This is a genomic window from Calidithermus terrae (assembly GCF_003574345.1).
Taxonomy (GTDB): Bacteria; Deinococcota; Deinococci; order Deinococcales; family Thermaceae; genus Calidithermus; species Calidithermus chliarophilus.
This window is the reverse complement of the sequence record NZ_QXDL01000022.1, coordinates 1-19,323: the sequence shown is the minus strand read 5'-3', so window position 1 is coordinate 19,323 and position 19,323 is coordinate 1. Positions and strand designations below refer to the sequence as shown.

Sequence of the window (19,323 nt, the reverse complement as noted above, 5' to 3'; positions counted from 1 at the left end):
GTTGCGGGCCTCCCCGCCGCTGCGGCGGCCTCGAGCACGAGCCGACCGGCCAAAGGGCGCAGGGGGAGACAGCAAGAGACGGTCCTCGAGGGGTTCCTCGAGGACCAGTGTAGGCCAGCTTCGTTACTTCGGCGTTACGCGGGGGCGCGCCCGCGCCGCCGTGGGGGGTGGTCCCCGGTTCAGCCGGGGCCACGCCGGGGGTTACAGGTAGACGTTGATGCCGAATTTGCCGGTCAGGGCGAAAGTGCTGGAGCTGAATTCGAAGAGCGGGTTCAGTTCGACAAACCAGCTCCAGTTGCGGGCCACGAAGCTCTCATAGCCTACTGCCCCCTGGAGGGCGAACCCGGCGCTGCCACCACCCAGGAACAGGAAGGGGCCACCGCCGAAATAGACGGTGTCACCGGTCGCGTTGAGGGGGTAGAGCACGTCCGCACCCAGGGTCATGCCGAAGCTCCCGCCGCTGATGCTCAGCGAGGCGGCAGCGCGCAGGTCAAGCGCGCCGATCAGGCGCTCGAAGCCCACGATCCCGGACAGGCCGAGGCTGAAGCCGGGCACCAAGCTCAAGCCCGCACCAGTACCGCTCGGCAGGCCGAAGAAGCTGGGTGAGGATACCCCGATCCAGTTGCGTTGGGCCGAAGCCATGCTGAAGAGGAGTACAAACAGGGCCAGGACAGCGAATTTTCTCATGAGTTTTCCTCCAGGCGGCATTCTAACGCTTTCTTTCACCCGTGTGAAAGACTTTTAGCTTTAAGGAAGGCTCATATTCGGGCATCGAGGCCTTAATGTCTCGTGATGGACGGCTATTGATACCCGATTCGGTCAGTTCGTCACCGTTCGGTGACGCCGCCCCGCCAAGGCGGGGCGGCCGAAGTTATCCGCGTAGCGGAGGGCGATACCGCCCCTCGGGAGGGAGACGCTTGCTTCGCCGGCCGTCAGGGAGGGGTGTGCCCTGGGGCCCAAAAAGATAGCCCCCGGGGGTCTTTGGTTTGGATGATTATCTTTTTGAACCCGGTATGGGACGGTCTGGGAGGCTACCTGCCGGGTGGGCACGAAAAAAAGCCCCGCAGGTGCGGGGCTTCGCGTCTGCTCCGGCCTACAGACCCGCGCCCTTCTCGAGCCGCGCCGAAACGATGCCCTGCTCCTGGGCTTCGCGCTGCTCGAGCTTGGCCTTGATGCGCTTGAGGGTGGTCACTTCCTCCAGCGCGCGCTGGTCGAGGGTGTCGGAGATGAACTTGATCTGCTCGTTGATCTCGGGGATGGAGATCTGCTCGAGCGCGTTGACGCGCCGGTTGGTCTTCTTGATCTCCTCGCCGATGCGGCGCAGGCGGTTCTCGGTGTTGGCGACCTCGACGACCGCCTCGGCCAGGGCGCGGAAGGCGCCGGCGGCCTCGAGGGTCTTGGAGCCCACGCCGATGGGGCTGAAGGCCAGCCCGCCGCTGCCCTCGGGGGCGCTGATGCGGGGCACCTTCACGCCGTAGAGGCTCTCGACCTCCATGTGCACGCTCACCGGAGCGCCGGAGAGCGACTCCACCGCCTCAGGGGTGTCGAAGGCCTTGGCGATGAGCAGGCTGAAGTAGGCGTCCTTGGCCGCCTTGTTCAGGGCCTCGCGGGCCTTGAGCGAGTCCTGCACCAGGGCGAAGAACTCGCCGATGAGCGCGTCGCGCTTGTTCTTGAGCAGGTCCGCACCCTGCAGGGCCAGGCGGCGCTGGTCGCGCTTGGCCAGGAGCGTCGATCGTGTGGGTGAGACTTGTTCAGCCATGTGCACCTCCGGTGCGCCCAACGCCCGACGCCAAACGCCTAACGCCTTGGGTTCTGGCGTTCGGCGTTCAGCGTGTGGCGTTCGGCGGCATCCCTACGCTCCCACCAACTCTTCCAGCTTGCCCGTCTTCTGGTGGAACTGGTCGATGTAGTCCTTGCGGATGCGCTTGAGCTCGGAGGCGGGGAAGTCGGCCAGGAGGGCCCAGCCGATGTTGAGGCTCTCCTCGATGGAACGCTCCTGCTGGCCCTGGTTGATGAACTTCTTCTCGAAGTTGTCCGCGAAGCGCAGGTACTTCTTGTCCATCTCGGTCAGGGCGTCCTCACCGGTGATGGCGACCAGGCGGCGCAGGTTGATGCCGCGGGCGTAGCTGGAGAAGAGCTGGTCGGCGAGTTCCTTGTGGTCGGCGCGGGTCTTGCCCTTGCCGATGCCGTTGTTCATCAGCCGCGAGAGGCTGGGCTGCACGTTGATGGGCGGGAAGATGCCCTGCTGCGCCAGGTCGCGGGCGATGAAGATCTGGCCCTCGGTGATGTAGCCGGTGAGGTCGGGGATGGGGTGGGTGATGTCGTCACCGGGCATCGAGAGGATGGGGATCTGGGTGACCGAGCCCTTCTTGCCGTGCACCACGCCGGCGCGCTCGTAGAGCGAGGCCAGGTCGGTGTACATGTAACCGGGGTAGCCGCGGCGGCCGGGGATCTCCTCGCGGGCCCCGCCGATCTCGCGCAGCGCCTCGCAGTAGTTGGTCATGTCGGTGAGGATGACCAGCACGTGGTAGTCGTGCTCGAAGGCGAGGTACTCGGCGGCGGTGAGGGCCATGCGGGGGGTGAGCAGGCGCTCGACGGTGGGGTCGTCGGCCTTGTTGAGGAACAGCACCGAGCGGCTCAGGGCGCCCGTGCGCTCGAACTCCTGCAGGAAGTAGCTCACCTCGCGCTGGGTGATGCCCATCGCGGCGAAGACCACCGCGAAGCCCTCGCCCTCGCCGAGCACCTTGGCCTGGCGGGCGATCTGGGCGGCGAGCTCGTTGTGGGGCAGGCCCGAGCCGGAGAAGATGGGCAGCTTCTGCCCGCGCACCAGCGTCATGTTGACGTCGATGGCGCTGACGCCGGTCTGGATGAACTCCTCGGGCTTCTCGCGGGACACCGGGTTGATGGGCGCGCCGTTGATGGGCAGCCGTTTCTCGGCCACCACGGGGGGCAGGCCGTCGATGGGGCGGCCGATGCCGTTGAAGGCGCGGCCCACCATCTCCTTGCTCACGCCAAGGCGCGCCACGTCCTCGACGAGGGAGACGGTGGTGCGCTCGAGGTTGAGCCCCGAGGTCTCCTCGAAGACCTGGAGCACGGTGTACTGGTCGGAGACTTCGATCACCTGGCCGCCGCGCACGCGGCCGGTGCCGTCGTCGATGTTGACGATCGCGCCGTAGGCCAGGTCCTTGGCCCCTTCGAGGAACAAAAGCGGGCCCGAGACGTAGGTGACGGCGGTGTATTCTCTCTTAAGCATCTACCACACCTCCTCAAGCCTTGACGCTGCCCAGGAAGGCGTGCTGAACCTGGGCGTCGAACTCGGCCTTATAGGCGGGGAAGTCGGCCTCGGGCACGTAGCGGGCGCGGCCCATCTTCTCGATGATGGGGTCGCCCAGGAAGTCGGCGATGGTGGCGCCACGGGCCAGGGCGGCCTCCCCTTGCTTGTACAGCGCGATGATCATCTGCATCATGCCGTAGGCCTTGGCCATCGAGCACGAGGCATCGACGGGGTCGTAGCCGTTCTGCTGCAGGAAGTCCTCGCGGGCGATGCGGCCGATCTCCAGGCTCAGGCGTTCGGCGTCTTGCAGGGCGTCGGGGCCCACGAGCTGGACCACCTGCTGCAGCTCGGCCTCGCGCTGGAGCATGGTGATGATCTGGCCGCGCACCTCGGGGTAGTCGGGGGCCACGTTCTGGCGGTACCAGGGCTCGAGGATCCCCAGGAAGAGGCTGTAGGAGCGGGCCCAGTTGATCGCGGGGAAGTGGCGGGCGCGCGCGAGCTGGGCGTCGAGGGCCCAGAAGCCGCCGGTGATGCGCAGGGTGGACTGGGTGACGGGCTCGGAGAAGTCACCGCCCGCCGGGCTCACCGCGCCGATCACCGACACCGCGCCGGTCTCCCCGGCCAGGGTCGTCACCTTGCCCGAGCGCTCGTAGAAGCTCGACAGGCGCGAGGAGAGGTAGGGCGGGTAGCCTTCTTCGGCCGGCATCTCCTCCAGGCGCGAGGCGATCTCGCGCAGCGCCTCGGCCCAGCGGCTGGTGGAGTCGGCCATCAGCGAGACCTTGTAGCCCTGGTCGCGGAAGTACTCGGCGATGGTGATGCCGGTGTAGAGCGAGGCCTCACGGGCGGCCACGGGCATGTTGGAGGTGTTGGCGATGAGGATGGTGCGCTCCATCAGCGGGCGCCCGGTCTGGGGGTCCTCGAGCTCGGGGAACTCCACCAGCACGTCGGTCATCTCGTTGCCGCGCTCGCCGCAGCCGACGTAGACGACGATGTTGGCGTCGCCGAACTTGGCGATGGACTGCTGGGTGACGGTCTTGCCCGAGCCGAAGGGGCCGGGAATGGCCGCCGTGCCGCCCGCGGCGAGCGGGAAGAGCACGTCGAGGATGCGCATGCCGGTGAGGAAGGGCTCGTTGGGGTCGAGCTTGCGGGTGAAGGGGCGCGGCTTGCGCACCGGCCAGAAGTGGGCCAGGCGCAGCTTGGTGCCGTCCTCGAGCTCGGCGATGGTGTCGTCGATGGTGTACTCACCGGGCCCCACGATGCTGGTGATGCGGCCGGCCTTGTCCGGGGGCACCAGGATCTTGTGGGTGAAGCTGAACTCGGGCACGGTGCCCAGGACGTCGCCGCCCTGCACGCTGTCGCCCACCCGCTTCATGGGGGTGAAGCTCCACTTCTTGGTGCGGTCGAGCGAGCTGACCTCGATGCCGCGCGAGATGTAGATGCCCGAGACCTCCTGGATCTTGTCCAGCGGGCGCAGGATGCCGTCGAAGATCCCGTTGAGCAGGCCCGGCCCCAGCTCGAGCGCCAGGGGCAGTTGGGTCGAGACCACGGGCTCGCCCACCTGCAGGCCGTTGGTGTCCTCGTAGACCTGGATGAAGCATTCGTTGCCGTCCAGGCGGATGATCTCGCCCACGAGCTTCTCGTTGCCGACGCGCACGATGTCGTACATCTTCGCGCCCTCGAGCCCCTCGGCGATCACCGCTGGACCTGCGATTTTCTTGATGACTCCCACTGTGTTCCTCCTTGTCGGTGGAGTCTTGCCTTTACAGATCGTCGGTGGTCGGTAGTCAATAGTCTATAGCCTGACGGATTGGCAACGGACTATCGGCCATCGGCCATCGACCCGCTAGAGCTTGATGTCAAACCCGATGGTCTGCCGCACCAGTTGGCGCATGTAGAGCTTGGCGTCGCCGCCGCCGCTGAAGGCCTCGAGCAGGTTGGGCAGCGACAGCAGCACCGGGGTGCTGCGGCCGCGCATGATGCGCTCGACCGCCCGGTTGGGGTCGGGCAGCAGGCTCTCGTCCACGGCGATCAGGGCGTAGGCGTTCGACTGCACCATCTCGGCGAGCTTGCGGGCGGCCTCCTCCTTGCTCGAGGTCACCGCTTCCAGGCCGGCTAAGCGGTAGCCGGAGGCGGTCTCGGCGTCGGTCAGCACTCCGATCTTCACGCCATCACCTCCTTCTCCACCGCGTCGGCGGGGAGGTTGTAGTAAGCCCGGCGCGCCAGCAGGCGGATGCGGGCGGCCTCCCACTCCTTGGTGCGGATGTAGTCGAGCGCCAGGCCGGGGCCCAGGCTGTCGAGGCTGCCCTGGTGGGCCTTCTCGCGCAGGACCTTGCGCAGCGCGCGCTCGAGTTCGCCCAGGGTGCGGGCCGAGGCCGCGGGGGCCAGCGGGGTCGCGTTGAGGGTGTCCATCGCGGCGAAGTCGCCCTGCGCGACGCGGCCGAAGGCGGTTATGGAGAGGTGGGTGCCGCCGGGGATGAAGTAGGCCTCGAGGTTGGCCGGGGCGCCCAACGCCTGCAGCTTGAAGGCCGTCGCCAGGTTGGTAGCGTCAACCTCGAGGGCGAAGTAGGAGGCCAGGAAGCGCTCGCGCAGCTTCTTGGCCTTGGCCAGCGCCGCGGCGAAGAACTCGCGGTCGAGGGCCACCTCCAGAGCCAGCAGGTCGGGGCTGCCCTGCACCGCGTTGCGCAGCGCGCGGGCCAGCGGGTTGCCGGGCAGTTGCAGGATCTGGGCGACGCTCGCGGCGTCGGAGGCCTGGAGCATGCTGTTGACCAGGGCCTCGGGCAAGGTGCCCCCCACCAGCGTGGCCTTGATCTCCTCGGCGCTCTTGCCGGTCATCTTGCCGCGCAGGATGGCCTTGAGGTTGACCAGGTCGGCCCGCAGCAGCGGCAGGCTCACGACCTCGCGCAGCTCGCCCGTCACCAGGCCCGGCAGGTCGCCCACGGTGCGGCCGAAGTGGCCCGACACGGCCCGGTCCACGTCGGCTAGGCTGCTGCCCTTGAGGTCAGGGCCGTAGACGGTCTCGCCCAGCAGCCGCACGAAGTCGGAGAAGGAGGCGCTCAGGGCCTGCTGGAAGAAGCCCTCGCCCACCAACTGGCTGCGCCGGGAGCGCACGCGGGCGTTGAGGTAGGCGTAGCCAGCCGCCATGCCTACCCCCAGATCGCTTTCGCGGCCTTGGCCGAAAGGGAGTCCCAGGCGCGCTCGAGGCGCTCGGCCAAGCTGTTTTGCACCATGCTCTTGCCGCCGGCAGCCACCAGGCGCACGCCGTAGCGCAGGCCGGGGTCGGTGCGCAGCTCGAGGCCCTTGCCCTTGGCCCAGGCTTCGATCTTGGGCGCGTCGGCGGGGTTGACCACCAGCGCCTCGGCCTGGCCCAGGCCCCGCAGGGCCTCCTCGGCCAGCGTGACCAGGACGTCGCCGTAGTTGGCCTGAGCCTGGAGGTCGGCCAGGGCCTTGGTGGCCTCGGCGCGCACCCGGTCGATCACCCGGCCCCGGGCCTGGATGCGGGCCTGGTTGAGCACCAGCTCGCCCGCGCTCTCGGCCCGCCGCACGGCGGCCGCGTGCTCGGCCTCCAACTGCTTTTGCCGGTTGGCCTTGAGGGCCTCGGCCTGCTCCTGGGCAGCCCGGACGATCTCGGCGGCCCGGGTCTCGGCGGCCTTGGTGACCTCGGCGATCTCGGCGAGAACTTCCTGTTGGAGGATGTCCTCAAGTTTCGACATGTCTCAACTCCTTCGCCCATGGCCCGGGGCAGACGGTGCGGCCCGTGGGCCGCACGCCCCGCGCACCGCGCCATGGGCCACGCGCACCTAGCTGATGAGGAACAGGCCCACGAAGCCGAAGATCACCAGCGTCTCGGGCAGCAGGAAGAAGATCAGCGCGGTACCGAAGTTGCGGCGGTCCTCGGCCACGGCCCCCAGCGCCGCGGCGCCGATGGCCGACTGGGCTACGCCGGTGCCCAAGGCGCCCAGGCCCAGGGCCAGGCCCTTGCCGATGGCGGCGAAGGACGAGGCCGCAGCGACCCCTTCCTCAGCAGCGAAAGCCACAGCCAAGAGCGCCACACCGATGATCGAGAGAACTTTCTTCAGCATCACGTCACTCCTTTTCGCGCTTGTGCGCAAGATGAACTTATTGGTCACGAACCGACTTGAAGGGACGGTAAGCCCGGCCCACCTCGTCGAAGAACCCGTAGTTGTTGCCGAACTCGATCCACAGCAAACGGATCGGCTGGAGCACGTGCCCCATGATGGTGATCAGGGTGATTAAGACGAACATGATCGCCCCCACCAGGAAGCCGATGACGATGCCGATGGGCCCGAGCTGGTCGGCCATGGCGAAGCCCGCGTCGTTGGCGAGCTTGTACAGCACCGCCCCCGCCAGGCCCACCGCGTAGATACGGATGTAGCTGAGGATCTGGCCGCCCTTGCCCAGCAGCTCGATGGGCATCACCAAGTAGCCCATGATGGCCCCCAGGCTGCGGGCGACCTGGAACATCGCCACCGCGAAGACCGCGAGGCCGGCGATGAGGATGAAGGTGGTGATGGGGGCCCCCACGCCGGTGAGGAAGGTGTAGGCGAAGGCCACGATGCCGGTGAGGCCGGCGAGGTAGCCGATGCCTTCCCACATGTGCGAGGCGTGGTGGTGCTTGAAGCCCATGTACGCCCGCAGGCCGAAGGCGTAGAAGAGCTGGAGAATGCCCAGCGCCAGGGAGACCACGATCAGGAGGGTCGAGGTCTCGGCCACGTCGAGGCGGTTGAGCAGGATCGGGAAGATGCCGTGGTGCTCGCCGTCGTTGGGGTAGAACAGCGTGCCGCCGTTGAGGCCGGGCAGCTTGAGCCGCTCGAACAGCGTGCCGAAGAACTCGCCGTAGAGGAAGCCCCAGACGCCGGCCGAGACCGCCATCCAGGTGAGCAGCTTGGAGATGTCGCGGCCCACCGGCGGGGTGATGAGGGCGTTGACCAGCGGGATCAGCACGCCCTTGCCCTGGCGGGCCCGGCTGCCGAAGAACCAGGCCAGGTAGCCGAAGAACAGCGCCATGCCGATGTCGCCCACCACCATGCCGAAGAAGAGCGGGAAGAAGAGGGCGATGTTGAGGGTGGGGTCGTAGGAGCCGTACTTGGGGGTGTTGAGGAAGCCGTGCAGGAGCTCGAAAGGCTTGGCCCAGGCCGGGTTCTTGAGGGTCACCGGCACCTGGTCGGCCTCGTGGTGCTCGTCGACGGGCTCGAAGGTGTAGACGATCTGGTCGCGCAGCTTGCTCAGCGCCTCCTCGACCTTGGGCTTGGCGTCCTGGGGCACCCAGCCCATCAGGGCCATGCCGTACTTGCCGGCGGCGAGGTCGGTGGCGGTTTTGTAGCGCAGCACCTCGTCGCGCGCGCGGGTGAGGAGGGCTTGCAGCGGGGCCAGGGACTCGCGGCCCAGCTTGGCGATCTCCTCACGCACGCCCGCGAGCTCCTCGGGCGCGATCTTCTCGCGCTCGCGCATGCGGCGGGCCACCTGCGTGAGGGGCAGGCTGGCGTAGGCGCCGGGGAAGCGAAGCTCGGCCAGGCCCAGGCGCGAGAGCGCGCTGCGGGCGGCCTCGAGCTCCTGCCGCTTGACCACCACCACCGCGGCGACCTGCTTGTCCATGGGGGCGGAGTCGAGGAGGAAGCGGTCCTGCAGGGCGGCCTCGAGGGCGGCCCGCACGGGGCCGAGTTCCTCGGCCTTGCCCACCAGGAAGGGGATCACGCCGAAGCGCGGGCTCTGGTCGATGCCGTGGGTGAGCCCGGCGAGGGCCTGCGCGGCGGCGCCGAAGAGCTGGATGGTCTGGAGCTCTTCCTCCAGCGCCCCGCGCTCCCGGCCGAGCACGTCGGCCCGCTCGACCCAGGGCTTGACCTGGGCCTCGGCCTCCTCGAGGCTGCCGGAGAAGGCGGTATTGGCTGCCGGGACCGCGCCCAGCACGGCGAGGGTGCGGTCGGCGCCGGAGGCGATGGCCTCCCAGCGCTTGAGCTCGCTCTCCTCCTGCGGGGTGAGGCGGAACTCGCCGAGCTCGGCGGGGCGCAGGGGGTCGATGTGCACCACCCCGGCGTGCTGGAGCTCGGCCAGCAGCGAACGGGCCAGGCGACGCGGCCCGGCCACAACCAGTTTTTCCATCGGTGCGATCAAGGGAGGACCTCCCCCAGCACCAGCTTCACCGCGCCTTCGATGCGGGCCTCGGCCGCTTGCGCGATGCTCTGCGCCTCGGCCTCGGCGCGCGCCTTGGCCTCGGCCTCGAGCCGCGCCACCGCCTCGGCGGTCTGGGCTCTCATGCGGCCTTCGAGCTCGCGCACGGCATCCTGGGCCTGGGCCACGATCTGGGCCGCTTGGGCTTCGGCTTCCTTGATCTTGGCCTGCGCCGCTTGTTTAGCCTCCTCGAGCTGCCTGGCGAGCGCCTGCTCCCGCTCGGCGAGGTCTTTAATTAGTCCTAGGCCAGCCACTTTCCCTCCTTTCGTGAAATAAGGCTCATGTAAACGCCCGCAGCATTGTAGCGGTTTATGAAAAGGGGCGTCAACGGTGCATAGCATACCCTACGGCAGCGCTTTTAGCCCTATAGCCCACGGCGGAATTCTGAGACCTCCTGAGAGCGATGAGAGCGCTGCCCTGGTCGCGCCGGGACAGCCCTCCACGGCGGAGCCCGGGCGATTTTACCCCACGGCGAGCCTGCAGAGCTTGTGGCTTTCATCACGACCAGTCTGCGGTGTTTTTAGCGTAACAATTGTTACATCATCGGGAATTGCGGTCGGTAGATGGGCGCCGGGCGTGGGTCGGGCGTCGAACGCGAGACGCGGGTCGTGCGTCGTACGTCCTGCGTCGTACGCAAAACGCAAGACGCCAAACACGGGAGGCTTTGGCCCTCGACCCTAGACCCTCAACCCTCGACAAGCCATGGGCCACGGGCCGCACGCTGAGGGCTGAGGGCTTGAAGCTTGCTGAGTTCCTAACACGACATGCCGACCGGTCTTTTGACGTACACTGCCCCGGTGAAGGTTCGTGTTTCCTCCCGTGGGGCCAGCCGCTTGCTGGCCCGTCACCCTTGGGTGTATCGCTCGGACGTGCTCGAGGGGCCCGAGCAGGCCGGGCTGTACCCGGTCTATGGGCCTAAGGGGCTGTTGGCCTGGGCGGCCTGGAACCCGGCCTCGGAGATCGCGGTGCGGGCGTTCCGCTATCGCCCGACCGACGACGCCGAGCGGAGCCTGCTCGACAACCTCGAGCGGGCCCTGGCGCTGCGCAAAGCGAGCGTGGAGGCCGAGCCCGGCGGCGGGTTCCGCCTCGTGCACGCCGAGGGCGACGGCCTGCCGGCGCTGGTGCTCGACTATTACGCCGGGCACGTGGTGCTGCAGTCGGGCTCGGCGGCGCTCGAGCCCCTGCTGCCGCGCGTCGTGGAGAGATTGATCGAGCGGCTCCCCGTGCAGAGCGTGCTGGCGAGGAACGACCAGCGCACCCGCACGCTCGAGGGGCTGGGGCTCGAGGTCAGGCCCCTCTTCGGCAGCGTGCCCGAGGGGGTGTGGGTGCAGGAAGGGCCCGTGCAGTACCGCGTGGACCTCCTGAGCGGGCAGAAGACCGGGGCCTTCCTCGACCAGCGCGACAACCGGCTGCGGCTGCGCGGCTTCGGCGGGGAGCGGGCCCTCGACGTGTTCAGCTACCACGGCTCCTTCGCCCTGCACCTCGCCCAGGGCTTCCGCTCGGTGACGGCGGTGGACAGCTCGGCCGACGCGCTGGCCCGCGCCCAGGACAACGCCCGGCACAACGGCCTCGAGCTCGCCACCGTCGAGGCCAACGCCTTCGAGTTCCTGCGCCAGGAGGAGAAGGCGGGGCACAAGTACGACCTCATCGTGCTCGACCCGCCCGCCTTCGCCAAGAGCAAGCGCGACCTCGAGCGGGCCTACGCCGCGTACAAGGAGGTCAACCTGCGGGCCATCAAGCTGCTGCGCGAAGGCGGCATCCTCGCGACCGCCTCCTGCAGCCACCACCTCACCGAGCCGCTGTTCTACGAGGTCCTGGCCGAAGCCGCCGCCGACGCCCACCGCTCCCTGCGCGTGCTCGAGCGCCGCGGCCAAGGCTGGGACCACCCAATCCTGCTGGGCGTCCCGGAGACGCATTACCTCAAATTCGCGCTGCTGGAAGTGAGGGACTGAGGGGCGAATTGGGTTTAGGAGGCCTGTGGCTCGTGGCTTGTGGCTGCCCCTCCCTGGCCTTCCCCCCGGCGTCGAGGGCCAAGGTGTCTTACGTCGTACGTCTTACGTCGTACGCCTTGCGTTTTGCGTTTTGCGTTTGGCGTTTGGCGTTTTGCATACGACGTAAGACGTACGACCCGCGTTGGGCCATCAGCCATCGGCTCTCGACATCCCCACCCTTGACCTCCCCCTCCCCAACCCCCACACTGGACGCGATGGATAGCGCGATGGAAGACCTGCTCGAGCGCCTGGGCAACAACCTGGTATGGCGCATCGGCAAGGCCGAGACCGAGGACGTGATCGTGGTGCGGGTGGGATTGGCCCGCTCGGCCAGCAATTTCGCCCTGTACCCCCGGCTCCGCAACGCCACCGACGAGGACATGGAGGCGCTGGTGAAGGCCGGGCAGGTGCGGGTGGAGTGGGTGGACTGACCCGCGGCGCCCAAGAAGCCCATGAACATCGAACGCACTTTCGAGCTGACCATCCCCGGCGACGAGGCTTTGCTGCACGCGCCCGAGAAGGTTTTCGGCGGGCGCCCCCCCTTCGAGGCCATGACCCGCGAGGGCCTGCGGCTGCGGGGGGCGCTGGCGGCCGACGTGCCGCTGCTGGGGCAGTTGCGCTTCCCCTTCGAGAGCGAGCTGGTCCTGGGCATCGGGACGGCGCAGCTCGAGCCCGTCCTCCCCTCCCCCATCCCCGACTACTGGGCCGAGATCGCCGGGGAGGGGCGGGTGGAGGGCGAGAACCTGCACTACCGCATCACGGTGCGGCTGCACGCCGAGGTCCCCCCCGCCGACAAGTGGGGAGGCAAGGCCCTGCGGCGCATGGCCGAGGCCGCCTTCGAGCGCACCCTCAGCCGTGCGCTCAACCAGCTCCAACCGTGAGGCGGTGAACAGATTTATAACCCTAGGCCCCTGCCGCGGGCTTTATACTGTTGTGGATGAACTGCCCACAGAACGAGGGCCGCCGCACGGGGGGTGAGACGTCATGCTAGAACTCCGGTACATCGGTCACTCTGCGGTCTACTTGAGCGACGGGACCACCCGCGTCGTGATCGACCCGTTCATCACGGGCAACCCCAAGGCCACCGTCTCGGCCGAGGAGCTCGAGGCCGACCTGATCCTCGTCACCCACGCCCACGGCGACCACTGGGGCGACGCCGCCCTGCTGGCCAAGAAGGGCGGGTTGGTCGTCTCCACCGCCGAGATCGCGGCCTACGCCCAGCGGCACGGGGCGCAGGCGCAATCCATGAACATCGGCGGGACGTACAGGTTTGACGGAGGGTGGCTCAAGTGGACCCCGGCCTGGCACTCCTCGTCCTTCCCCGACGGCACCTACGGCGGAATGCCCATGGGCGTGGTGCTGGAGTTCGGCGGCAAGCGCGTCTACCACGCCGGCGACACCGCGCTCTTCAGCGACATGCGGCTCATCGGCGAGATGGGCCTCGACCTGGCCCTCCTGCCCATCGGCGACAACTGGACCATGGGTCCCGACGACGCGCTCAAGGCGCTCGAGCTGCTGCGGCCGAAGGAGGTCATGCCCATCCACTACAACACCTTCCCGCCCATCGCCCAGGACGGGGCGGCCTTCGTGGCCCGCGCCGGGCTGCTGGGGGTCGGGGGGGTGGCGCTGGAGCCAGGCGAGAGCCGCAGGCTGTAACGGGGTGGTAACGCCGGGCCGGTTAAGCTGAGGGCGATCCGAATTTCCGGGGGATTATGCCGCTGAATGACGGGAACATCGATTACTCGCGCCTGACCCGCAAGGACTTCCGGCTGGAGATGCTGCTGGGGTTGGGCCAGACCGCCCAGGTCTACCTGGCGAAGGCGCCCAACGGCGTCAACGTGGCCCTGAAGATCCCGCGCCGCGAGGTGCGGGAGAACCCGCAGATGCGCGAGCGCTTCGCCCAGGAGGTCTCGCTGTCGATCAGCCTGGTGCACCCCCACCTCGTGCGCGGCCTGGCGGGCCGCCCCACCGGGGACGGGGCTTTCCTGGCGCTGGAGTACTTCCCCGAGGGCAGCCTCGAGGACCGCATCAGCAAGGCCCCCCTGGCCTTCCCCGACGCGGTGCGGGGGCTGCAGCAGATCGGGCAGGTGGTGCTGTTCTTGCACCAGCGCGGGATCATCCACCAGGACATCAAGCCCTCCAACATCTACCTCAAGGGCCCCGACTTCAAGCTCGGGGACCTGGGCGTCGCCAAGAGCCGCAGCAACCCGCGGCCGCTCGAGCGCGCCGGCAGCCCCTTCTACATGGCCCCCGAGCTCTTCGCGGGCGAGGAGGCCACCGAGGCCTCCGACACCTACTCCTTCGGCGTGCTGGCGTACGAGCTGCTCACCGGCAAGCGCCCCTTCCGCGCCGAGACCCTCGACGACGTGACCCACGCCCACCTGCACCTCGCCCCGCCCCCCACCTCGCTGCCGCGCCGCCTCGACCAGGCCCTGCGCAACCTGCTGGCGAAGGACCCCAAGCAGCGCTGGAGCATCCCGCAGTTCCTGCAGGTGCTGGCCTCCCCCGACCAGCCCCCGCCGGCCCAGAGCGAGGAGAAGGAGAAGCCCAAGGGGCTGCGCGCCCTGTTCCGCCGCCGCTCCTGAGCCCGCGGTGTAGCTACAAGCGTTGATCCCCCCTGCCGGGGGGCCGATAAACTTGGGCCATGACACAACCGGTCTGGCACCCTACCGAGGCGTACACCCGTGGCTCGCACCTCGAGGCCCTTATGCGGCGGCTGGGCCTGGGCAGCTACGAGGAGCTGTACCGCTACAGCGTCGAGCAGCCCGAGGCCTTCTTCGAGGCCACCTTCCGGCAGATGGGGCTCGAGTGGTTCCGGCCCTACACCCGCGTGCTCGACACCTCGCAGGGCCCCCAGTGGCCGCAGTGGTTCGTGGGCGGGGAGCTCAACCTGGCCTACAATGCCGTGGGCCGCCACGCCCGGGCCAAGCCCGACGCGATCGCCCTGATCTGGGAGGGCGAGGACGGGCAGGTGATCCGCCTGTCCTACGGCGAGCTCGAGGCCCGCGTGGCCCAGGCCGCCAACGCGCTCGAGGCGCTGGGGGTCGGGCGGGGCGACCGGGTAGGCATCTTCCTGCCCATGATCCCCGAGACCGCCGTCGCCGCGCTGGCCGTCGCCCGCGTCGGCGCCGTCTTCGTCCCGGTGTTCTCCGGCTACGGGGCCGACGCCGCCGCCACCCGCTTGGGCGACGCCGAGGCCCGGCTGATCGTCACCGCCGACGGCTTCTACCGCCGGGGCTCGAGGGTGCGGCTGCTGGAGGCCGCCCGCGAAGCGGCCGCGCTATCGCCCAGCGTGGAGCGGCTGTTGGTGGTGCGGCGCTTCGGGCAGACGCCGCTGGAGGGGCGCGAGGTGGCCTGGGACCAGGCGGTGAACGGCCAGCCCGAGGAAGCCGAGTACGCGCCGATGGGCAGCATGGACCCCTTCATGCTCATCTACACCTCCGGCACCACCGGCAAGCCCAAGGGCACCGTCCATTACCACGCGGGCTTCCCGCTCAAGGCCGCGCAGGACATGGCCCACTGCTTCGACCTGCGCGAGGGCGAGGTGCTGTTCTGGTTCACCGACATGGGCTGGATGATGGGCCCGTGGGCCATCCTGGGCGCCCTGACCCTGGGCAACACCGTGCTGCTGTACGAGGGGGCCCCCGACTTCCCCGACGCGGGCCGGCTGTGGGCCCTGGTCGAACGCCACCGCGTCACCCACCTGGGCATCTCCCCCACCCTGGTGCGCGCGCTGGTGCCCTTCGGCGAGGAGCCGGTGCGGCGCCACGACCTCTCCTCCCTGCGGATGCTGGGCTCGACCGGCGAGCCGTGGAACCTCGAGCCCTACCTCTGGTTCTTCCACACCGTGGGCCAGGGCCGCGTGCCCATCATCAACTACTCCGGCGGCACCGAGATCGGCGGGGGCATCCTGGGCTGCGTGCCCTTCAAGCCCATCAAGCCCATGGGCTTCAACACCGCCGTGCCCGGCATCCGCGCCGCCGTGCTCGACGCGGAGGGGAAGCCGGTGGTCGGGGAGGTGGGCGAGCTGGCGGTGCTGGGCCCCTGGCCGGGCCAGACCAAAGGCTTCTGGAACGCCCCCGAGCGCTACCTGAACACCTACTGGAACCGCTTCGAGGGCGTCTGGGTCCACGGCGACTGGGCCGTGGTGGACGAGGAGGGCCACTGGACCATCCAGGGCCGCAGCGACGACACCCTCAAGGTCGCGGGCAAGCGCGTGGGCCCCGCCGAGTACGAGAGCGCCGCCGTGGAACACCCCGCCGTCAAGGAGGCCGCCGCCATCGGCGTCCCCCACGAGGTCAAGGGCGAGACCGTGGTGGTCTTCGTGGTGCTCAAGCCCGGCCACAGCCCCGGCGCAGAGCTGGAAAAAGCCATCACCGACCAGATCGTGCAGCGCATGGGCAAGGCCCTCAAGCCCGAAAAACTGCTCTTCGTCGCCGACCTCCCCAAGACCCGCAACGCTAAGGTCATGCGCCGCGTCATCCGCGCCGCCTTCCTGGGCCAAAACCCCGGCGACCTCTCGGCGCTGGAGAACCCGCAGGCGGTGGAGGCAATCCGGGGAATGGGTTAGGGAAAGCAGTAAGCCGTCAGCCGTCAGCCATCCGCCGTCAGCAAAGGCCTGTGTCTCGCGGTTCCCCCTCCCTGGCCCTCCCCGCCCGCGGGGAGGGTTTATCCCCCCTAGCCCCCCTTGCTAAGGGGGGTGACAAGGCGTCCTGCGTACGACGTAGGACGTAGGACACGCGTCTTGCGTCTCGCGTCTCGCGTACGACGTACGACGTACGACGCACGACCCGCGTTCGGCTATCGACCATCGACATCCCCCCAACGCCGAACCCTCATCCGCGTGGCCTATACTGGCCCTCGGAGCCCCGTCGCTATGCTCGATTCGCGAACGCAACAGATTGCTCACAAAGTGCGGGATTTGGTGGCTCAGGGCCTCGAGGCCCTGGCCCGGACCTCCCTCGACGTCGCCCCGCTGCGCCAGGCGCTGCTCGACCTCGAGGGCCCCTTCCTCCTGGTGGTGGCGGGGGAGTTCAACAGCGGCAAGAGCAGCCTTTTGAACGCCCTTCTGGGCAGCGAACTGCTCAAGGAGGGCGTGACCCCGACCACCGACCGCATCCAGCTCATCGGGTACGCGCTCGAGCCGCGCTACGAGCCGCAGGGCCCCGAGCTCGCGCACCTCTACCTGCCCAACCCCATCCTCCAGGACCTGCGGCTCGTGGACACCCCCGGCACCAACGCCATCCTGGCGCAGCACCAGGTGCTCACCGAGCGCTTCCTGCCCCGCGCCGACCTGATCCTCTTCGTCACCAGCGCCGACCGGGCCTACACCCACAGCGAGTCGGAGTTCTTGAAGCTCATCCGGGCCTGGGGCAAGAAGATCGTGCTGGTGGTCAACAAGACCGACCTGCTCACCCCGCCCGAGCGCGAGCAGGTGCTCGAGTTCGTGCGCAAGGGGAGCGAGCAGACCCTGGGACGGCGCGTGCAGGTCTTCGGGGTGTCGGCGCGGCAGGCTAAGGCGGGAGAGCGCGAGGCGAGCGGGGTGGCGGCGCTCGAGGCCCACATCCGGCAGGTGCTCAAGGAGGAGGCCGCCGCGCTCAAGCTGGGCTCGCCGCTGGGGGTGCTCGTGCGGCTGGCCGAGGTGGCCGCGCCCGAGCTGGAGAGCGAGCTCCAGGGCATCAAGAAGCAGCTCGCCACCTGCTCGGACCTCGACCAGCTCGCCCGCCGCCACGCCGAGCGCACCCGCCGCGACTTCGCCGGGCAGGTGGCGCTGGTGACGCAGGTGGTGGAGGCGGTGCGGGAGCGCGGGGAGGCCTGGCTCGACGAGACGGTACGGCTGGGCCGCTTCTTCGACCTCATCCGCAGCGCCAAGATCAAGCAGAGCTTCCTCGACGAGGTGGTGAAGAACGCCAACCAGGACGTCGAGCGCGGGGTGATGCAGGCGCTGGGCTGGCTGGCGAAGCGCGACCGGGAGCTGCTGGAGGACGCCTTGCACCTCCTGCGCGACGCCCCCGGCCTGCAGGGCGCCAAGAGCCCGGGCGAGCAGCAGGCCATCGCGGGCAACCTCGAGGCCGCGCTGCGCTCCTTCGTCCCCGAGCGCGAGGCGCTGGCCCTGAAGGACCACATCCAGGAGGCGCTGCAGCACACCGCGCTGGTCGAGGTGAGCGCGGTGGGGCTGGGCGGCTTGCTGGTGCTCGTCTTCCAGAAGCTCCTCCTCGACCTCATGGGCATCTTCGCCGGGCTGCTGGTGGCGGTGCTGGGCTTCTCGATCCTGCCGCGCCGCAAGGACGCGGCCAAGGCCAAGCTGCGCGAGCGGCTGGGGGTGCTGCGCTCCGAGCTGCAAAAAGCCCTCAACGAGGCGCTCGAGGTCGAGCTCGAGCGCACGCAGGAGCAGTTCACCGCCCTCTACCGCCAGCCCTGCCTGCGGCTGGAGGCCTCCCGCGACAGCCTCCAGGCCCAGATCGACCGCCTGAACGCCCTCCGGCAACAGGCCGCGGCGCTGCGCGAAGAGCTGGCCCGCTGATACCGGATCCGGTCAGCCCGCTGCCGTCCGGGCCGGGCTGACCGGGCCGGGGTTACCCCCGTGGCGGAGGGCGGCAGCGCCCCCCGGGAGCGGAGGCCCCTCCCGGTCCCCGCTCGGCCAAATCTATACCCGGTTTATCTTTATACTTCGCTCATACATAAGGGAAGTTGTGGCACAATCTACGGAGGGAGCCGGAGGACTTAACGGGCTGCCATCGCACCCGTAGGGGCCCCAGCAGCACGAGAGCCGATCTCGTCCACCGGGATTCCAAGTTGCTCTGTGCATTCATCACAGGGATGCCCCCTTCACGCTCCTAACATCTGGAGTGATCACGCCGGGTGATCTCGAGTCACGCACTCCATACGCTGATCCGCCCGGGCGTGCAGTTTCCCACAGGAGGAACCCCAGTTATGGCCAAACTCATCGCAGTGGACGACTCCCTCGCCGACCTCAAGCTCATCGAAAGCATCCTCGCCAGCGACCACCGGGTCGTGCTCGTGCAGGGCAGCGAGAACGTCGAGGCCCGCATCGAGGCCGAGAAGCCCGACCTCGTACTCCTGGACGTGGTGATGCCCGGCCGCAACGGCTACGAGGTGCTGCGGGGGCTGCGCCGCAACGAGAACACCAAGAACCTGCCGGTGCTGGTGATCAGCTCCAAGGGCGAGCCCACCGACATCGAGTGGGGCAAGCGGCAGGGGGCCAACGGCTACCTGACCAAGCCCTACACCCCCGACTCGCTCAAGCAGGCGGTCAAGGGGCTGTTGAGCGGGAGTGACTGGTCGTGAGCAAGACCCAGGTCCGTCAGGCCGGGTTCTTCCGCCTGGCCAACGACCTGTACGCCTTGGAGGTCACCCACCTTCAGGAGGTGCTCGAGGTGGAGCGGCTCACCCCCATCCCCCTGGCCCCGCCGGCCCTGCTGGGCATGGTCAACCTGCGCGGGCGCATCCTGCCCCTCTTCGACCTCAAGGGGGTGCTGGGCCTCGCGCGCCAGCCGGGGGCGACCGGGGGGAGCGCGGTGGTCATGCGCTACGGCAAACAGGTGCTGGGTTTCGTGATCGACGAATTCCTGGGGCTTTCCCCGCTCCAGAGCCTGCGCCCGGGGGCTTCCGGGCTCTACCTGGGCGAGGTGAGCTTCCAGGGCCGCACCGCCCGCGTGCTCAACCCCGAGTCGCTCATGGCGGACATCCGGGGCCTGCTGGCCTCGGCGACGGACTGGAGCCGTTCCTTCGAGTAGACCCCGAGGAGAGTCGCATGATCCCTACCCGTTCCCCGCACGACCCCACGCCGGCGGCCCCGACCCGGGCCGTCGCCCCCTCCGGCCAAAGGGCCTGAACAGGAGCGTCGTATGC

The 19,323-nt window shown here is 68.8% G+C and carries 19 protein-coding genes; 9 read left to right on the top strand and 10 right to left on the bottom strand.

Annotated features, from left to right (window positions below; all coding sequences use genetic code 11):
• Positions 1 to 201 precede the first annotated feature (201 nt).
• From Mterra_RS04250 to Mterra_RS04205, 10 genes are all read right to left on the bottom strand, one after another.
• Positions 202 to 687 (bottom strand): hypothetical protein, encoded by a 486-nt coding sequence (locus Mterra_RS04250; RefSeq protein WP_051304136.1) that lies wholly within the window; start codon positions 685 to 687, stop codon positions 202 to 204.
• 406 nt (positions 688 to 1,093) lie between these two features.
• Entirely contained in the window at positions 1,094 to 1,759 is a 666-nt protein-coding gene (locus Mterra_RS04245) for a V-type ATP synthase subunit D (protein ID WP_119314053.1), read from the bottom strand.
• 93 nt (positions 1,760 to 1,852) lie between these two features.
• Entirely contained in the window at positions 1,853 to 3,253 is a 1,401-nt protein-coding gene (locus Mterra_RS04240; protein ID WP_119314042.1) for a V-type ATP synthase subunit B, read from the bottom strand.
• A 13-nt stretch (positions 3,254 to 3,266) separates the two neighbouring features.
• Positions 3,267 to 5,003, bottom strand: a complete 1,737-nt coding sequence (locus tag Mterra_RS04235) for a V-type ATP synthase subunit A (protein WP_119314041.1) — start codon at positions 5,001 to 5,003, stop codon at positions 3,267 to 3,269.
• A gap of 114 nt (positions 5,004 to 5,117) precedes the next feature.
• On the bottom strand, positions 5,118 to 5,432 hold the full coding sequence (locus tag Mterra_RS04230) for a V-type ATP synthase subunit F (protein WP_218022872.1): 315 nt from the start codon (positions 5,430 to 5,432) through the stop codon (positions 5,118 to 5,120).
• A 2-nt stretch (positions 5,433 to 5,434) separates the two neighbouring features.
• A complete protein-coding gene (locus Mterra_RS04225; protein WP_119314040.1) occupies positions 5,435 to 6,415 on the bottom strand; it encodes a V-type ATPase subunit in 981 nt (326 codons plus the stop codon).
• A gap of 2 nt (positions 6,416 to 6,417) precedes the next feature.
• Positions 6,418 to 6,984: a V-type ATP synthase subunit E gene (locus Mterra_RS04220; RefSeq protein WP_119314039.1), complete on the bottom strand. Its 567-nt coding sequence runs from the start codon at positions 6,982 to 6,984 to the stop codon at positions 6,418 to 6,420.
• An 87-nt stretch (positions 6,985 to 7,071) separates the two neighbouring features.
• On the bottom strand, positions 7,072 to 7,353 hold the full coding sequence (locus Mterra_RS04215; RefSeq protein WP_119314038.1) for a F0F1 ATP synthase subunit C: 282 nt from the start codon (positions 7,351 to 7,353) through the stop codon (positions 7,072 to 7,074).
• A 37-nt stretch (positions 7,354 to 7,390) separates the two neighbouring features.
• Positions 7,391 to 9,391, bottom strand: coding sequence for a V-type ATP synthase subunit I (locus Mterra_RS04210; protein ID WP_119314037.1), 2,001 nt, complete (start codon positions 9,389 to 9,391; stop codon positions 7,391 to 7,393).
• A gap of 8 nt (positions 9,392 to 9,399) precedes the next feature.
• Positions 9,400 to 9,714, bottom strand: coding sequence for a V-type ATPase subunit subunit G family protein (locus tag Mterra_RS04205; protein ID WP_245971526.1), 315 nt, complete (start codon positions 9,712 to 9,714; stop codon positions 9,400 to 9,402).
• A 510-nt stretch (positions 9,715 to 10,224) separates the two neighbouring features.
• Between Mterra_RS04205 and Mterra_RS04200 the strand changes: the two genes are divergently transcribed.
• From Mterra_RS04200 to Mterra_RS04160, 9 genes are all read left to right on the top strand, one after another.
• Positions 10,225 to 11,412 (top strand): 23S rRNA (cytosine(1962)-C(5))-methyltransferase, encoded by a 1,188-nt coding sequence (locus Mterra_RS04200; protein WP_420836689.1) that lies wholly within the window; start codon positions 10,225 to 10,227, stop codon positions 11,410 to 11,412.
• Positions 11,413 to 11,666: 254 nt separating this feature from the next.
• The gene (locus Mterra_RS04195; protein WP_119314034.1) at positions 11,667 to 11,882 is read left to right on the top strand and encodes a DUF3248 domain-containing protein; all 216 of its coding nucleotides are present in this window, start codon (positions 11,667 to 11,669) and stop codon (positions 11,880 to 11,882) included.
• Between the two features lie 21 nt (positions 11,883 to 11,903).
• A complete protein-coding gene (locus Mterra_RS04190; protein ID WP_119314033.1) occupies positions 11,904 to 12,332 on the top strand; it encodes a DUF3809 family protein in 429 nt (142 codons plus the stop codon).
• 103 nt (positions 12,333 to 12,435) lie between these two features.
• Complete coding sequence (locus tag Mterra_RS04185; RefSeq protein WP_119314032.1) at positions 12,436 to 13,107, top strand: metal-dependent hydrolase; 672 nt, start codon at positions 12,436 to 12,438, stop codon at positions 13,105 to 13,107.
• Between the two features lie 56 nt (positions 13,108 to 13,163).
• Positions 13,164 to 14,036 carry a serine/threonine-protein kinase gene (locus tag Mterra_RS04180; protein WP_119314031.1) on the top strand — a complete coding sequence of 291 codons (873 nt, stop codon included), beginning with the start codon at positions 13,164 to 13,166 and terminating at the stop codon, positions 14,034 to 14,036.
• 59 nt (positions 14,037 to 14,095) lie between these two features.
• On the top strand, positions 14,096 to 16,021 hold the full coding sequence (locus tag Mterra_RS04175) for an AMP-binding protein (RefSeq protein ID WP_119314030.1): 1,926 nt from the start codon (positions 14,096 to 14,098) through the stop codon (positions 16,019 to 16,021).
• A 342-nt stretch (positions 16,022 to 16,363) separates the two neighbouring features.
• Positions 16,364 to 17,974, top strand: a complete 1,611-nt coding sequence (locus tag Mterra_RS04170; RefSeq protein ID WP_338025073.1) for a dynamin family protein — start codon at positions 16,364 to 16,366, stop codon at positions 17,972 to 17,974.
• A gap of 410 nt (positions 17,975 to 18,384) precedes the next feature.
• A complete protein-coding gene (locus tag Mterra_RS04165; RefSeq protein ID WP_119314028.1) occupies positions 18,385 to 18,759 on the top strand; it encodes a response regulator in 375 nt (124 codons plus the stop codon).
• Positions 18,756 to 19,208 carry a chemotaxis protein CheW gene (locus tag Mterra_RS04160; protein WP_170159548.1) on the top strand — a complete coding sequence of 151 codons (453 nt, stop codon included), beginning with the start codon at positions 18,756 to 18,758 and terminating at the stop codon, positions 19,206 to 19,208. Before Mterra_RS04165 ends, Mterra_RS04160 begins: the two co-directional genes overlap by 4 nt.
• Positions 19,209 to 19,323 lie beyond the last annotated feature (115 nt).

Coding starts and splice junctions, on each gene's coding strand:
- Mterra_RS04185 (WP_119314032.1), top strand. CDS start 12,436: ATGCTAGAACTCCGGTACATCGGTCACTCTGCGGTCTACTTGAGCGAC.
- Mterra_RS04250 (WP_051304136.1), bottom strand. CDS start 687: ATGAGAAAATTCGCTGTCCTGGCCCTGTTTGTACTCCTCTTCAGCATG.
- Mterra_RS04165 (WP_119314028.1), top strand. CDS start 18,385: ATGGCCAAACTCATCGCAGTGGACGACTCCCTCGCCGACCTCAAGCTC.
- Mterra_RS04200 (WP_420836689.1), top strand. CDS start 10,225: ATGCCGACCGGTCTTTTGACGTACACTGCCCCGGTGAAGGTTCGTGTT.
- Mterra_RS04220 (WP_119314039.1), bottom strand. CDS start 6,984: ATGTCGAAACTTGAGGACATCCTCCAACAGGAAGTTCTCGCCGAGATC.
- Mterra_RS04175 (WP_119314030.1), top strand. CDS start 14,096: ATGACACAACCGGTCTGGCACCCTACCGAGGCGTACACCCGTGGCTCG.
- Mterra_RS04180 (WP_119314031.1), top strand. CDS start 13,164: ATGCCGCTGAATGACGGGAACATCGATTACTCGCGCCTGACCCGCAAG.
- Mterra_RS04240 (WP_119314042.1), bottom strand. CDS start 3,253: ATGCTTAAGAGAGAATACACCGCCGTCACCTACGTCTCGGGCCCGCTT.
- Mterra_RS04225 (WP_119314040.1), bottom strand. CDS start 6,415: ATGGCGGCTGGCTACGCCTACCTCAACGCCCGCGTGCGCTCCCGGCGC.
- Mterra_RS04210 (WP_119314037.1), bottom strand. CDS start 9,391: ATGGAAAAACTGGTTGTGGCCGGGCCGCGTCGCCTGGCCCGTTCGCTG.
- Mterra_RS04190 (WP_119314033.1), top strand. CDS start 11,904: ATGAACATCGAACGCACTTTCGAGCTGACCATCCCCGGCGACGAGGCT.
- Mterra_RS04245 (WP_119314053.1), bottom strand. CDS start 1,759: ATGGCTGAACAAGTCTCACCCACACGATCGACGCTCCTGGCCAAGCGC.
- Mterra_RS04195 (WP_119314034.1), top strand. CDS start 11,667: ATGGATAGCGCGATGGAAGACCTGCTCGAGCGCCTGGGCAACAACCTG.
- Mterra_RS04215 (WP_119314038.1), bottom strand. CDS start 7,353: ATGCTGAAGAAAGTTCTCTCGATCATCGGTGTGGCGCTCTTGGCTGTG.